The following is a 14,182-nucleotide window of genomic DNA, read 5'->3' as shown; positions in this document are numbered from 1 at the left end:
CTGCAGCGCTTGTGGGGTAAGCGCTAGCAGCTATCGGTTTTGAGGTGAATGCCTCGTTCAGCGTTTGGGGATGGAATCGCCCATCACGCCTCTGTACCACTCGTGGAAGTGCTGCATGCCGTCTTCCATGGGGCTCTGGTAGGGGCCGACCTCGTTGTCGCCGCGCTCGTACAGGGCCTTGCGGCCGCCGTCCATGCGCTCGGCGATCTCGTCGTCCTCGATGCAGGTTTCCATGTAGGCGGCCTTTTGCGCCTGCACGAACTCGGGCTCGAAGGCCGCGATTTCCTCGGGGTAGTAGAACTCCACCACGTTCAGCGTCCTGTCCACGGCCAGCGGGTGCAGCGTCGAGACGGTGAGCACATGCGGATACCACTCCACCATGATGTGGGGGTAGTAGGTCAGCCAGATGGCGCCGCGCTCGGGCAGCTTGCCTTCGCGGTAGTTCAGCAGGACCTCGTGCCACTTCCTGTAGACATCCGAGCCCGGGCGGCCGAAGCCGGGCGCCACGCCCACGGTCTGTACCGAGTACTCCTTGGCGAACTCCCACTGCAGGTCATCGCAGGTCACGAAGTTGCCGAGGCCGGGGTGGAAGGGGCCGACGTGGTAGTCCTCCAGATAGACCTCGATGAAGGTCTTCCAGTTGTAGTTGCACTCGTGCATCTCGACATGGTCGAGCACGAAGCCGTCGAAGCTGAGCTGCTCGCGCAGCTTCATGCCGGCCAGGTCGGCTTCGATGTCGCGGCCGTTGTCCTCGAACAGCAGGCCGTTCCATTCGCGCAGCTTGTAGTTGTTGAGGTTCAGGCAGGGGTCGTGGCTGAAATGGGGCGCGCCCAGCAGCTCGCCGCTGGTGCTGTAGGTCCAGCGGTGCAGCGGGCAGACGATGTTGCCGCCCGCATGGCCCTTGCCCTCGGTCAGCAGATTGCCGCGGCCCTTGAGCATCACGGCCTGGCGGTGGCGGCAGACGTTGGAGATCAGCTCGATCTGGCCCCTGGCATTGCGCACCAGCGCACGGCCTTCCTTTTCCTGGGGCAGGGCGTAGTAGTCGCCTATCTCGGGAACGGCCAGCTGGTGGCCCACATAGCGGGGGCCGGGCTTGAAAATGGTTTCCAACTCGCGCTGGAACAGCGCTTCGTCGAAGTAGCTTGAAACTGGTAGTTGGCTTGCGGCCTGCTGCAGTTGAAGACTTAAATCAGACATGGGTGACCTGACCTAAAGACTCCCCACAGGGAGGGTGCGCGTGCGCACGGGTAAAAAACGAAACCGGCCTTGTCTGGACATGGGCACTGGGCTGGAATCCATGGCGCAAGCGCTCACCTTCTTCAAGCCCAGCCAAGATGACCAGGCACGGGGCCGGCTTGACGGGAATGGGATTATAGCCCGTGGGGTTATTTCCGGCTTTTCGGTACGTGTATTGGCCTGGGCAGCCGCTGGCGGCCTGAAGCAGCGGGGCTCCGGGGGCACCATGGAAAAGATGGCGGCCACGGCCGATCCGGGCATGAAAGGCGCAATGCCGGCCGGCCTTTGCCCGCATTGCCGGCTTGCCGTGCCGGGGCGCCTAAAATCGTCGTTTGCCTCCAACACTGCCCAGACCGCCCATGCCCAAGGCCGCAGCCTCCAAAACGTCCGCACCGACCGCCGCATTGCCCGCCAGTTACGAAGCTGCACTGCAGGAGCTGGAGCAGTTGATTGCCCAGATCGAATCGGGCCAGCTGCCGCTGGAGCAGATGCTGACCGGATACCAGCGTGCCGCCGAGCTGCTGAACTTCTGCCGCAGCAAGCTCGATGCGGTGCAGGAGCAGGTCAAGGTGCTGGACGAAGGCACGCTGGCGCCCTGGAGCCAGGACTGAAACCTCTTGCCGGCCCGCAACCGACCGGGCCTTGCCTTGTGCATCTGTAAGCGAACACTCAATGAACGTAGCGATGATTGCCGAACCGCAGCCGACCGCCGGAGCGGTTTTTTCCGCGCAGGAATTTTCCGCCTGGATGCAGCAGTGCCTGGAACGCACCGAAAGCGCACTGTCCCGCTGGGTCGGCGTGGGCGCACCGGCGGGCCTGGGCGACGCCATGCGCTATGCCGTGCTCGACGGCGGCAAGCGCCTGCGACCGCTGCTGGTCTGGGCCGCGGCCGAAGCTGTGGGCGGCTTGCCGGCCGCAGCGATCCGCGCCGGCTGCGCGGTGGAGCTGATCCATGCCTATTCGCTCGTGCATGACGACATGCCCTGCATGGACAACGATGTGCTGCGCCGCGGCAAGCCCACGGTGCATGTGCAGTTCGGCGAGGCCTCGGCCCTGCTGGCCGGCGATGCGCTGCAGGCCCTGGCTTTCGAGCTGCTGGTGCCGGAAAACGACGGAACCGCCGAAGAGATTCCCGCCGCCCTGCAGGCGCGGCTATGCCGCCTGCTGGGCGCTGCGGCCGGCAGCCAGGGCATGGCCGGCGGCCAGGCCATCGATCTGGCCAGCGTGGGCAAGCAGCTGACCGAAGACCAGCTGCGCGAGATGCACCGCCTCAAGACCGGGGCCTTGTTGCTGGGCAGCGTGCGCATGGGCGCGGCCTGCAATCCGCAGGTCGATCCCGCAGCCTGGGAAGCGCTGACCGCGTACGGCCAGGCGCTGGGCGTGGCCTTCCAGGTGGTGGACGACATTCTCGACGTGGTGGCCGATTCGGCCACGCTGGGCAAGACGGCCGGCAAGGATGCGGCCAACGACAAGCCCACCTATGTCTCGCTGCTGGGGCTGGAGCGCGCGCGCGCCCATGCCGAGGAGCTGTGCGCACAGGCCCATGCGGCCCTCGCGGGCAGCGGCCTGGCCGATACCCGCGCGCTGGCGGCGCTCGCGGATATGGTCGTGCGCCGCACGCACTGAGCATCCCGGCCTACACTGCCCGACTGTTGTGACCACGAAGCAGCTGCCCGACCGCCATCCAGATCTGGATGCACGGGCGCAGCTGTCGAACATGGCTTACGCAAAACAGGCGCCCACGGCAGGCCTACTTCTGTGCCGCCGCCGCGGATGCTCTGCGGTTTGCGCAAGTCCTACAAAATAATGCCCATGTCCACGAACACCTATTCCCTGCTGCAAACCGTCAACGATCCTGCCGACCTGCGCGGCCTGTCGCGTGCCCAGCTCAAGGCACTGGCGGGCGAGCTGCGCGCCTATGTGCTCGACAGCGTCTCCAAGACCGGCGGCCACCTGAGCTCCAACCTGGGCACGGTGGAACTGACGGTGGCGCTGCACTCGGTGTTCGACACACCCCACGACCGCATCGTCTGGGACGTGGGCCACCAGACCTATCCGCACAAGATCCTCACGGGCCGGCGCGACCGCATGGCCACGCTGCGCCAGCTCGGCGGCCTGTCCGGCTTTCCGCAGCGCGCCGAGAGCGTGTACGACACCTTTGGCACGGCCCATTCGTCGACCAGCATCTCGGCGGCGCTGGGCATGGCGCTGGCGGCCAAGCAAAAGGGCGAGGACCGCCGTGCGATCGCCGTGATCGGCGACGGCGCGATGACGGCCGGCATGGCCTTCGAGGCGCTCAACAATGCGGGCGTGTCGGAGGCCAACCTGCTGGTCATCCTCAACGACAACGACATGAGCATCAGTCCGCCCGTGGGCGCGCTCAACCGCTACCTGGCGCAGCTCATGAGCGGCCAGTTCTACGCCAAGGCCCGCGACGTGGGCAAGAGCGTGCTCAAGCAGGTGCCGCCACTGCTGGAGCTGGCCAAGCGCCTGGAGCAGCAGGCCAAGGGCATGGTGGTGCCGGCCACCATGTTCGAGAACTTCGGTTTCAATTACATCGGTCCCATCGACGGCCATGACCTCGATTCGCTGATTCCCACGCTGGAGAACATCAAAAGCCTCAAGGGCCCGCAGTTCCTGCACGTGGTCACCAAGAAAGGCCAGGGCTACAAGCTGGCCGAGGCCGACCCCGTGGCCTACCACGGTCCCGGCAAGTTCGATCCCAGCGTGGGTCTGGTCAAGCCGGCCACGCCTGCGAAGCAGACCTTCACCCAGGTCTTCGGCCAGTGGCTGTGCGACATGGCCGAGAAGGACCCGCGCCTGGTCGGCATCACGCCGGCCATGCGCGAAGGCTCGGGCATGGTGGAGTTCCACAAGCGCTTTCCGGGCCGCTACTACGACGTGGGCATCGCCGAGCAGCATGCCGTCACCTTCGCGGGGGGCATGGCCTGCGAGGGCGTCAAGCCCGTGGTGGCCATCTACTCCACCTTCCTGCAGCGGGCCTACGACCAATTGATCCACGACGTGGCGCTGCAGAACCTGCCCGTGGTCTTCGCGCTGGACCGCGCGGGCCTGGTGGGCGCCGATGGTGCCACGCACGCCGGCGCCTACGACATCGCCTTCGTGCGCTGCATTCCCAACATGAGCATGGCCTGCCCGGCCGACGAGCGCGAGACCCGCCAGCTGCTGAGCACGGCCTACGAGCAGGACCACCCCGTGTGCGTGCGCTATCCGCGCGGCGCGGGCGTGGGCGTGGTGCCGCTGGAGGGCCTCGAGGGCCTGCCCTTCGGCAAGGGCGAGATCCGCCGGGAATCCGTAGCCGGGACAGTGGCCATCCTGGCCTTTGGTACCCTGCTGTATCCGGCGCTGGCTGCCGGCGAGGCGCTGGATGCCACCGTGGCCAATATGCGCTGGGCCAAGCCGCTGGACGAGAAGCTGGTGCTGGAGCTGGCTGCGGGGCACGACCTGCTCGTCACCGTCGAAGAGGGATGCATCATGGGTGGCGCGGGCAGCGCCGTGCTGGAGTGCCTGCAGGCCCATGGCGTTGTCAAGCGCGTGCTGCAGCTGGGCCTGCCCGACGAGTTCATCGAGCACGGCGATCCGGCCAAGCTGCTGGCCGGGCAGGGACTGGATGCCGCAGGCATCGAAGCATCGATCCGCAAGGCCCTGCACTCCCGCTGAGTTCCACCGCAAAGCAACTGAAAGAGGACGCCAATGGACCGCCGCTCGCTTGTCAAAAACGTGGGTCTGGCCGGTGTACTGGCTGCCGGCATGGCGCCCGCCGTCCATGCCCAGGAGACACTGCGCTGGCGCCTGGCGACAAGCTTTCCGAAATCGCTGGATGCGATCTCCGGCGCTGCCGAGAAGTTCGCCCAGACGCTCAAGCTCATGTCGGGTGGCCTGATCGAGGTCAGCATCCATCCCGCCGGCGAGCTGATGCCCGCCTTCGGCGTGATGGAAGGCGTACAAAGCGGCACGGTCGAGATGGCGCTGACGGCTTCCTATTACTTCACGGACAAGGACGACTGCTTTGCCTTCGGCTGCGCCGTGCCGTTCGGCTTCACGGCCCGCCAGATGGATGCCTGGATGGAATACGGCGGCGGCCGCAAGTTCATGGACGAGTTCTATGCGCAGTACAACATCAAGAGCCTGAGCGCGGGCAATACCGGCACCCAGATGGGCGGCTGGTACCGCAAGGAAATCAGGACCGTTGCCGACCTCAAGGGCCTGCGCATGCGCGCCGGCGGCGGCCTGCTGTGCGAGGTCCTGCAGAAGCTGGGCGTGCAGGCCTTCAATCTGCCCGTCGGCGATGCCTACCAGTCGCTGGAGAAGGGCCGGCTCGATGCCGTGGAGTTCGTCGGTCCCTACGACGACCAGAAGCTGGGCTTCGGCAAGATCGCGCCTTACTACTACTACCCCGGCTGGTGGGAGGGAGGCTCCGAGCTGTCCTATTTCATCAACACCAAGGCCTGGGCGACGCTGACACCGGAATTCAAGGCCATGGTGGAAGCCGCCGCCGCGCTGGCGGCCAAGGACATGACGGCCAAGTACCTGGCGCTCAACCCCGTGGCGCTCAAGAAGCTGCTCAGCGAACGGGTGCAGCTCAGGGCCTTCCCGCGCGAGCTGATGGATGCGGGCTTCAAGGCCGTGATGGCGACCATGGCCGAGCACGAGGCCAAGTCCGCCACCTTCAGGAAGATCCATCGAAGCCTGCGCGGCTTCCAGCACGACCAGCTGCTGTGGGACCGCTTCTCGGAGTTCCGTTACGGCAGCTATATGAGCGGGGCGCGCCTGTAGCCGCTGTTGGAGCCGTGCCACTAGGTAGAAATTCCTAAGCATGCGGCTGTTTTTTCGATGGGGCGCGGGCCATGGCTCGTGTACATTTTGAGATCGTTTTGCGATTGCAGGCCGACGCAGATCGGCTGCCTGCCCATACCCCCCGTTCATCAAGGAGACAGAAGTGGATCGTCGTTCCATTCTCAAAAATGCCGGCATCGCCGGCGTCCTGGCTGCCGGCGCGGCCCCTGCCGTCCATGCCCAGGCCGCAGTGCGCTGGCGCCTGGCTTCCAGCTTTCCCAAGTCGCTGGACACCATTTTCGGCAGCGCCGAAAAGCTGTCCCAGACCGTCAAGGCACTGTCGGGCGGCAAGTTTGAAATTTCGGTCCACCCCGCCGGCGAGCTGATGCCCGCCTTCGGCGTGGTGGATGCCCTGCAGGCCGACACCATCGATATCGCCGAGACGGCGGCCTATTACTTCACCGGCAAGGACCCCATCTTCGCCTTCAGCTGCGCCGTGCCCTTCGGCCTGACCACGCTGCAGATGAATGCCTGGAAGGACCACGGCAACGGCCGCAAGCTGCTGGACGCCTTCTTCGAGAAGTACAACTTCAAGACCGCCAGCGCAGGCAATACCACGACCCAGATGGGCGGCTGGTACCGCAAGGAAATCAAGAGCGTGGAAGACCTCAAGGGCCTGAAGATGCGTCTGGGCGGCGGCGTGTTCGGCGAAGCCATGGCCAAGCTGGGCGTGGTGGCGCAGAACATGCCCGCCGGCGACGTGTACCAGGCCCTGGAAAAGGGTACGCTGGATGCCGTGGAGTTCGTCGGTCCCTACGATGACGAAAAGCTGGGCTTCAACAAGGTCGCGCCTTACTACTACTACCCCGGCTGGTGGGAAGGTTCGGCCGACCTGGAGTTCTTCATCAACATCAAGAAGTACAACGCGCTGTCGCCCGAGAACAAGGCCATCCTGGATGCCGCCACCCGCGTGGCGGCGGCCGACATGACCAGCAAGTACCAGGTGCTCAACCCCATCGCCATCAAGAAACTGGTGGCCAACAAGACCCAGCTCAAGATGTTCCCCAAGGCGCTGATGGACGCCGGCTTCAAGGCTTCGATGGAAGTGTTTGCCGAGCACGAAGCCAAGTCGCCTGAATTCAAGAAGATCCACCAGGACATGCGCGCCTTCCAGCGCGACCAGATCCTGTGGAACCGCTTCTCCGAGTTCCCGTTCAACCAGTACATGGCATCCGCCAAGATCTGATGGATATGAGCAGGGCATGGCCCTGTTCGAAAAAAAACCGCAGCTTGCTGCGGTTTTTGTCTTTGAGCTCGCAGAAATTTAAGCAGCGGACGATGTGGCTGAGGCTGCTCTGGGGTAGCTTTCGCATCCCTCTTTGATCTCTTTATCGCTCCCATAGGGGGGCGTGCTGACTGCTTTCCCGATACGCTTTTTCACTAACTCATTCGGCTTTGGCATATAAGTCGGAAAAGCCTTTGGAGATATTCGCAGTGACTGATACACGAACCCTTCGCGGCGCGACCATCGCGTTCGACCTTGATGGCACGCTAAGTGAAGCGGCCCCAGATTTAATTGGAGCAGTGAACGCCACCCTGATCTCAGAAGGCTTTAAGGCGCTGCCCTATACAAAAATGCATGGCCTTTCATCAACCGTGGAGCCCATTGGCTGCTTCAGGGGGTCTTACGGAAGCTGGAGCGAAAGACCCCGACGGTCTCGCTAATGCACTTTTTGGGCGCTTTCTAAATCATTGCGGTGCGCATATCGCGGATGAGAGCCTGCCTTTTCCCGGTGTGATTGATGCCTTAAAAGAATTGAAGGCAGCGGGCGCGAAACTGGTGGTCTGTACCAATAAGCCTGCTGACCTGTCAATTAGTCTGCAGACCAAGCTCAGTATGGTTGCACTATTTGATGGCGTGGTCGGAATTGATGCCGTTACTGCGGCGAAGCCTAATGCAGCACACTTGATTGAAGCGGTGGAATCTGTGGGAAGTGATTTGGCTCGCACGGTCATGGTCGGGGATGCAGATACCGATGCGGGAGTTGCTCGTGCAGCGGCGACACCGCTAATCTTGGTTGATTTCGGCTATACCGAAACTCCTGCTGCTGAGCTCGCCCCCGATGTGCTGATACAGCATTTCGATGATTTGGTTGATGCATGTACCGCCATTTTTAACTGATCGATTTTTGTGGCTTGAAAAAACGCTCCCCATTTTGCGACATGGACTCAAAGGCCTGCTACTGGCCGAAATATGGCTGCCGCTGGGCGACTGGCGCGGGTGATTGATACCTGCTGGAAGATCGGCGGGCCTAGGCTAGATCATCGGGCTGATCTGGCGCGTAGATGAGCTCATGCCCTGAACGGGGTGATGGCTGTCGGCAGGTTGGAACAATTCAACCCGATTGCGTCCTGAGGTTTTGCCGCGGTAAAGCGCGGTGTCGGCCTGTTTCATGGCGTCTTCCAGCGCAGAGTTGTTCGCGAAGCTCTGTGAAACCCCAATCGTGACTGTGCAATGCAGCGATTGATCGGAGTCGTTGATCCGGAGAGCTTGCTTTTCTACCTCCAGACGCAAGCGTTCCGCCAAATGCAGAACTCCCTGTGTGTCAGTGTCCAGGCAGATGACAACGAACTCTTCCCCGCCAAGACGGCTGACCAGATCGCCGCGGCAAGCGGTGGCCCGGAGAACCTCGGCCACGTGGCATAGAACCGCATCTCCGATCTGATGCCCATAGGTGTCGTTGATGCGTTTGAAATGGTCAACGTCCAGCATCAGCAGGTATGCAGCCTCTGTCTTGCGCGTGTTGAAACACAGTTGCAGGGTCTCTTTGAGTCCTCGGCGGTTGAGTAGCTGCGTCATGGGGTCGCGCGCAGCAATGCCGCGAAGCTCGTCGGTCAAGCGGCGCAATATCAGCCAGACAATCGATGGCGGCAACACCGTGGCCAGGAACGACATATAGATGTAGAACACCAGTTGAAAATTGCGGTCCATCTGCAGCGCCTCCAGGCCCCCCTCCAGCAGCTTCATGAACTTCAGTGCGTTGAGTATGCAGATGCCGCTGATCAGAACTGCAAAGAACACCATTTCGCCATACAAGTCCTTGGCAAAGGTGCGCACGCCATAGATCACGGTGATGGCCATGATCAAGAACAGCAGTGCCGACATGCCTGAAAGCATGGCGTAGCGGGCGACCGGGCCCAGGCTCCACTGCACCAATACTTGGGCGACGCTGTAGACCGCGGCAAATGCCAGCAGCGGGCGCAACAGAGGAACGGGGTGCCCAAAGAAGCGCATGGCCCCGAGCCAGTAAGCCACCGGTGAGGCCAGTGTCAGGGTATGGTTGACCACGCTCATCAGGCTCCAGGCGGGGCCTCCCTCCAGCAGTTGCAGCACATAGGCCAAACCCAGCAGGAGGTTGCCCATGGCAAAAAAATCCATCCCCATTTTTTTGCCTTGCAGGCGCTTGCTGATGAGCAAAAACATGACCGAAAAGCACAGCAGATGTGCGCACAGCATGCCGACGAGAACGGTAGCAACCATGTTGAGATTCAAAGGGGATGGGTAAGCAGTCTGCGCTGGAGTCTGTGGCACATCGCTTTGCAAAGACGACTAAGGATTTGACCGCCGGTCTTTGCAACAATGTGTAATCAAAAAATGAGATGGAGTTTAAGCGCCTGCGTGTAGATTCCAAATCCCAGGGCTGAGTCAGGGGGGCAGATGCTTGCCGGACGTTGCCGGCTGCGTGGGGCGCTGACAAGTCTTTGATCGGTCGAACATGGCCGCGCAGAGCAGGTGGTGCTGCCCGCATCTCTGCACCCTATATCGAGGCTTGGCAGTTCGCTGCATCCGCTGCGAAACAGACAGAAAAAAAAGCCCCAGCTCTTTCGAGACAGGGCTTGATGAAGCAAGGCTTCGCGAACTTTACTTGGCTGCCGGGGCTGCCTTGAGCGAGTCCTGCAAGGCCTTGGCCGGATCGTCCGAGCCGTAGGCGCCGGCGTCGGGGGCTGGCGCTTCGGGCGCAGCCGGGCTGCCGTCCTTGGGCGCCTCGGGTGCGGCCGAACCTTCCTCGCCTTCCTCGGGGGCCCAAACGGGTTTTCCGTGCCATAGCCGCCACCGGCGTCGTTGAGCTGCTCGAGCATCTGGTCGCCGATCTTGTTCATGTCCACGGCCACAGGTTTGTCCAGCGCACCGGTCACGATGCCGGGGAAGGCGATCAGCACGCCCACCATCACCAGCTGGATCAGCACGAAGGGAATGGCTCCCTTGTAGATCTGCATGGTGGTCACGGGTTCGACCACCTTGTGCGTGACCCGGTCCACATACTGCTTTTCAGGCGCCACCGAACGCAGGAAGAACAGCGCGAAGCCGAACGGCGGATGCATGAATGAAGTCTGCATGTTCACGGCCAGCAGCACGCCGAACCAGATCAGGTCGATCCCCATCTTGTCGGCAACCGGCCCCAGCAGCGGCACCACGATGAACGAGAGTTCGAAGTAGTCCAGGAAGAAGGCCAGGAAGAAGATCATGATGTTGACCACGATCAGGAAGCCCACCTGGCCGCCTGGCAGGCTGGTCAGCAGATGCTCGACCCACTTGGGGCCGTCGGCGGCCTGGAACACCAGGCTGAAGGTCGTTGCGCCGATCATGATGAACATCACGAAGCTGGCGAGCTTGGTCGTCGATGCCAGGGCCTGCTTGAGCAGGTCCATGTTCAGGCGCCGGCGCGCGAAGCCCATGACCAGTGCCGCCATGGCCCCCATGGCACCGCCTTCGGTCGGCGTGGCAATGCCCAGGAAGATGGTGCCCAGCACCAGGAAGATCAGCAGCAGCGGCGGAATCAGCACAAAGGTCACGCGTTCGGCCAGCCTGGACAGCAGCCCCAGCTTGAAGACGCGGTTCAGCGAGGCGATCACGAAGGCGATGAAGGTGCCGCCGCACATGGCCGTGACGATTTTTTCGTCGGTGGCGACTTCGGTCACCAGCTGGCCTTGCCACCAGGTGTGGATGTCGGTCATGTGCTGGGCCATGAAGATGGCCACGGCGGCCGAGATGGCGGCCACCACCACCAGCGAGGTGTAGCCGCCGCTGCCATTGGCCTCGCGGTAGATGCGGGCCTCGGGCGGCAGCGCGGGCACCATCTTGGGCCTGAACACGGCCAGCAGCACCACCCACAGCACGTACAAGCCCATCAGCATGAAGCCTGGAATGAAGGCGCCTTTGTACATGTCGCCCACGCTCTTGCCCAGCTGGTCGGCCATCAGGATCAGCACCAGGGACGGCGGGATGATCTGCGCCAGCGTGCCCGAGGCGGCGATCACGCCGGAGGCCAGGCGGCGGTCGTAGTCGTAGCGCAGCATGATGGGCAGGGAGATCAGGCCCATGGAGATCACCGAGGCCGCCACCACGCCCGTGGTCGCGGCCAGCAGCGCGCCCACGAAGATCACGGCCAGCGCCAGGCCGCCGCGGATGGGGCCGAATACCTGGCCCACGGTGTCGAGCAGGTCCTCGGCCATGCCGGAGCGCTCCAGGATCAGGCCCATCAGGGTGAAGAAGGGCACGGCCAGCAAGGTGTCGTTGGCCATGATGCCGATCAGGCGCTGGGGCAGCCAGGCCATCACGGAGGAGGGGAACACGCCCAGTTCGATGCCCAGGAAGCCGAAGGCCAGGCCTGCGGCACCCAGGCTGAAGGCGACGGGAAAGCCCAGCAGCAGGAAGACGATCAGCCCCGCGAACATGATGGGGGCGTAGTTGGCAGCAATGAATTCCATTGGATGTGTCTCCTGCTGCCGTCAGGCCTTGTGCGAACCGGCTTGCGCGGCCAGGGCCTCAAGCTGCTTGCGCTCGGCTTCGGCGCGCAGGGCCTCGGCCAGTTCTTCTTCCGCGCTCTTGTCGCCGAGCTTGCCCGTGGGATCCGGGCCGTCGCCGGTCAGGAACGCGATGCGCTTGATCAGCTCGGAAATGCCTTGCAGCAGCAGCAGCGTCACGCCCACGGGAATCGCCATCCACACGGGCCAGCGGATCAGGCCGCCGGGATTGCCCGACATCTCGCCGGACTGGATCATCTGCATCACCACGGGCGTCGTCAGCCAGAGGATGGTCAGGCACAGCGGAGTCAGGAAAAAGGCGAAGCCCAGGATGTCGATCCAGACCTGGACCTTCTTGGACAGGCGGCTGTTGATCACGTCGATGCGCACATGCTCGCGGTGCAGCAGCGTGTAGCCGGCGGCAATCAGGAACGACCAGGCAAACAGATACCACTGGACTTCCAGGAAGGCATTGGAGCTGGTGTCGAAGACTTTGCGGACGATGGCGTTGGCGGCGCTGATGAAGGTGGCGGCAAATATCAGCCAGATGCAATATTTGCCGACAAAGGCATTCAGCCTGTCGATGGCCCTGGAAAGGGCAAGTAAAGCCTGCATGGTGTCTCCAGAAAGTAGGCTGTGTGCGTCGCACGCTGGGGGCCGGTAAGCCTCAGGAGCGATCTGTTTGGATGGATCGGAAACGGCCGGGGCCCCGGTTGCCCCGTGATCGCAGCCGTCAGGCAGGGCGATGCCCGGCAAAAGCCGGGGCCGGTGGCGCTGGCCGTTCCAAGCCAAGGATTCTACGAAGTGGCGGGTCCTGTTCCCGCCAAATTTCGTCGTGCCTGTGGCGGCATAGCGTCAGTGAACATGTGCTCTTTTGTTGATAGCTGCAGGCGCTTTCCGGATATGGGGTCGAACTGCTTTTCTTTCGTATTGGTTGCGAAGGCAAGCGCCCGGCGCCGGCGCGGCGCTTGGGGTAAGTCCCGTGCCGAAGCTTTGGGCTGCAGTCCGCTTCAGCCGGCCGGCGGCCTGCGCCGGGACAGGCGCCGGTACAGCGTGGCGCGGCTCAGCCCCAGGTTCCTGGCCGCCAGGCTGATGTTGCCGCCGGCTTCCTGCACGGCCTGCTGGATCAGCAGTTGCTCGTTGGTGCGCAGCGGCATGGCGCCCGAGGCGGGCCGGGGGGCGGCCGCCAGCCCCTGGAAGAGCCCGGGCTGCAGCGCCGGCCCGGTGCGCACCAGCGCCTGCAGCCGCAGGCCCGACCACAGTGGCACCTGTACGGGCTCGTCCTGGCGGCGGCGTGCATGGTCCACCAGATTGCTCCAGGGCATGGCCAGCAGCTCCTGGCAGTGCAGCCGCCCGCCCGGCGGCTGCAGGGGGCGTGGAACCAGCTGGCGCGCCACGGTGTTGCCGCCCAGCAGGTAGCCTTCGGCATCCAGGGCCAGCAGGCCTTCGCCTTCCTGCCCCAGCGGACCGCCAGGCCAGTTCAGGTGCAGCAGCACCGCATGGGGCATGGCGCGCAGCAGACGGTCTTCCATGGCGCGCGCGCAGCGCAGGGCCAGCAGCTGCAGCTCGGGGCGCTCGGGCACCTCGATGCCCGTGATGTCCAGCATGCCCAGGCACTGTCCCTCGGGCCCGAAGACGGGCGCGCCCGCACAGCTGTAGTCGCGCAGCGCATCGAAGAAATGCTCGCGTTGGTGCAGCCAGACCGGTCCCTGCTCGGCCAGCGCCGCGCCGATGGCCGAGGTGCCCACGCCATGCTCGGACAGATCCACGCCCACGCGGCCGATGGCCAGGGCGCGCAGGTCCTGGCGGTTCACCGGGCCCTGGACTTCGAGCACCGTGCCGGCGGCATCGGTCAGCAGGCAGAAATAGCGCATGGCCCCCACGGCCCCCACCAGCTGGGCCATCACGGGCCGCGCGGCCTGGATCAGCGCCTGATGGCGCTCCTGCGCATGGCGCAGCGCATGCGGTCCCACGGCCTCGAACTCCACCTTGTCCTGCGGGCGCCGGCCGCCTGCCATGCAGCGCTGCCAGGAGCGCCACAGCCAGCCGGCCACGCCCTGCGGCGCGAGTGCGTTCTCGGCGCCGGAAAGCATCTGGGTGCGAGCCTGGGCGACCAATACATGGCGCTCGCCGGCCGGGGGCGCTGCGGGGCAGAGTGAGGTCATGGAGTGGAGAGCTTGTGGGCTGCGGTGGGTTGTCTCATTTTGAGACTATCTGCGCTGTGGCCCGCTGCCTTGGGGGACAACCCTAGGCTGAATCGACATTCAGAGCGATGCGCATGGGAGATGAGACGATACAGGCAGGAGGAAACCAGCCTAAATGTCTCGTCCCAGCCGCTACGAAC

Annotated in this window: 10 protein-coding genes and 1 pseudogene; 6 read left to right on the top strand and 5 right to left on the bottom strand. The window is 63.7% G+C overall.

All coding sequences use genetic code 11. The annotated features are described in order from the left end of the window. Positions 1–57 precede the first annotated feature (57 nt). Entirely contained in the window at positions 58–1,197 is a 1,140-nt protein-coding gene (locus V8Z74_RS21765) for an aromatic ring-hydroxylating oxygenase subunit alpha (protein ID WP_066476550.1), read from the bottom strand. A gap of 398 nt (positions 1,198–1,595) precedes the next feature. Here V8Z74_RS21765 and xseB point away from each other — a divergent pair, with 398 nt between their 5' ends. The 6 genes from xseB to V8Z74_RS21735 all read left to right on the top strand — a co-directional run bounded on the left by xseB (position 1,596) and on the right by V8Z74_RS21735 (position 8,215). Continuing rightward, a complete protein-coding gene (gene xseB / locus V8Z74_RS21760) occupies positions 1,596–1,847 on the top strand; it encodes an exodeoxyribonuclease VII small subunit (RefSeq protein WP_066476543.1) in 252 nt (83 codons plus the stop codon). 73 nt (positions 1,848–1,920) lie between these two features. Then, positions 1,921–2,862, top strand: coding sequence for a polyprenyl synthetase family protein (locus V8Z74_RS21755; protein WP_502879591.1), 942 nt, complete (start codon positions 1,921–1,923; stop codon positions 2,860–2,862). Between the two features lie 186 nt (positions 2,863–3,048). Further along, positions 3,049–4,917, top strand: a complete 1,869-nt coding sequence (gene dxs, locus V8Z74_RS21750; protein WP_349711135.1) for a 1-deoxy-D-xylulose-5-phosphate synthase — start codon at positions 3,049–3,051, stop codon at positions 4,915–4,917. A gap of 33 nt (positions 4,918–4,950) precedes the next feature. Next, a complete protein-coding gene (gene dctP, locus V8Z74_RS21745) occupies positions 4,951–6,033 on the top strand; it encodes a TRAP transporter substrate-binding protein DctP (protein ID WP_349711134.1) in 1,083 nt (360 codons plus the stop codon). A gap of 163 nt (positions 6,034–6,196) precedes the next feature. Then, positions 6,197–7,279 (top strand): TRAP transporter substrate-binding protein, encoded by a 1,083-nt coding sequence (locus V8Z74_RS21740; protein ID WP_066476537.1) that lies wholly within the window; start codon positions 6,197–6,199, stop codon positions 7,277–7,279. Positions 7,280–7,672: 393 nt separating this feature from the next. Continuing rightward, entirely contained in the window at positions 7,673–8,215 is a 543-nt protein-coding gene (locus V8Z74_RS21735) for an HAD-IA family hydrolase (RefSeq protein ID WP_349711133.1), read from the top strand. Positions 8,216–8,350: 135 nt separating this feature from the next. Here the strand turns inward: V8Z74_RS21735 and V8Z74_RS21730 are convergent, their stop codons facing one another. The 4 genes and pseudogenes from V8Z74_RS21730 to V8Z74_RS21715 form a co-directional block, all read right to left on the bottom strand. After that, the gene (locus V8Z74_RS21730; RefSeq protein ID WP_349711132.1) at positions 8,351–9,574 is read right to left on the bottom strand and encodes a GGDEF domain-containing protein; all 1,224 of its coding nucleotides are present in this window, start codon (positions 9,572–9,574) and stop codon (positions 8,351–8,353) included. Between the two features lie 381 nt (positions 9,575–9,955). After that, a pseudogene (locus V8Z74_RS21725) lies at positions 9,956–11,802 on the bottom strand (TRAP transporter large permease). Between the two features lie 21 nt (positions 11,803–11,823). Further along, the gene (locus V8Z74_RS21720) at positions 11,824–12,453 is read right to left on the bottom strand and encodes a TRAP transporter small permease subunit (RefSeq protein WP_349711130.1); all 630 of its coding nucleotides are present in this window, start codon (positions 12,451–12,453) and stop codon (positions 11,824–11,826) included. Between the two features lie 395 nt (positions 12,454–12,848). Further along, positions 12,849–14,003 carry a helix-turn-helix domain-containing protein gene (locus tag V8Z74_RS21715; protein WP_349711129.1) on the bottom strand — a complete coding sequence of 385 codons (1,155 nt, stop codon included), beginning with the start codon at positions 14,001–14,003 and terminating at the stop codon, positions 12,849–12,851. Between the last annotated feature and the right edge of the window lie 179 nt (positions 14,004–14,182).

It is taken from the genome of Comamonas sp. w2-DMI, from assembly GCF_040187735.1.
Lineage (GTDB): Bacteria > Pseudomonadota > Gammaproteobacteria > Burkholderiales > Burkholderiaceae_C > Comamonas > Comamonas terrae.
This window is presented reverse-complemented; position numbering and strand designations above follow the sequence as displayed.

Excerpts from the sequence above, each read along its gene's own strand:
- V8Z74_RS21755 (WP_502879591.1), top strand. The coding sequence starts at position 1,921 with ATGATTGCCGAACCGCAGCCGACCGCCGGAGCGGTTTTTTCCGCGCAG.
- dctP (WP_349711134.1), top strand. The coding sequence starts at position 4,951 with ATGGACCGCCGCTCGCTTGTCAAAAACGTGGGTCTGGCCGGTGTACTG.
- V8Z74_RS21765 (WP_066476550.1), bottom strand. The coding sequence starts at position 1,197 with ATGTCTGATTTAAGTCTTCAACTGCAGCAGGCCGCAAGCCAACTACCA.
- V8Z74_RS21715 (WP_349711129.1), bottom strand. The coding sequence starts at position 14,003 with ATGACCTCACTCTGCCCCGCAGCGCCCCCGGCCGGCGAGCGCCATGTA.
- xseB (WP_066476543.1), top strand. The coding sequence starts at position 1,596 with ATGCCCAAGGCCGCAGCCTCCAAAACGTCCGCACCGACCGCCGCATTG.
- V8Z74_RS21720 (WP_349711130.1), bottom strand. The coding sequence starts at position 12,453 with ATGCAGGCTTTACTTGCCCTTTCCAGGGCCATCGACAGGCTGAATGCC.
- dxs (WP_349711135.1), top strand. The coding sequence starts at position 3,049 with ATGTCCACGAACACCTATTCCCTGCTGCAAACCGTCAACGATCCTGCC.
- V8Z74_RS21735 (WP_349711133.1), top strand. The coding sequence starts at position 7,673 with ATGGCCTTTCATCAACCGTGGAGCCCATTGGCTGCTTCAGGGGGTCTT.
- V8Z74_RS21730 (WP_349711132.1), bottom strand. The coding sequence starts at position 9,574 with ATGGTTGCTACCGTTCTCGTCGGCATGCTGTGCGCACATCTGCTGTGC.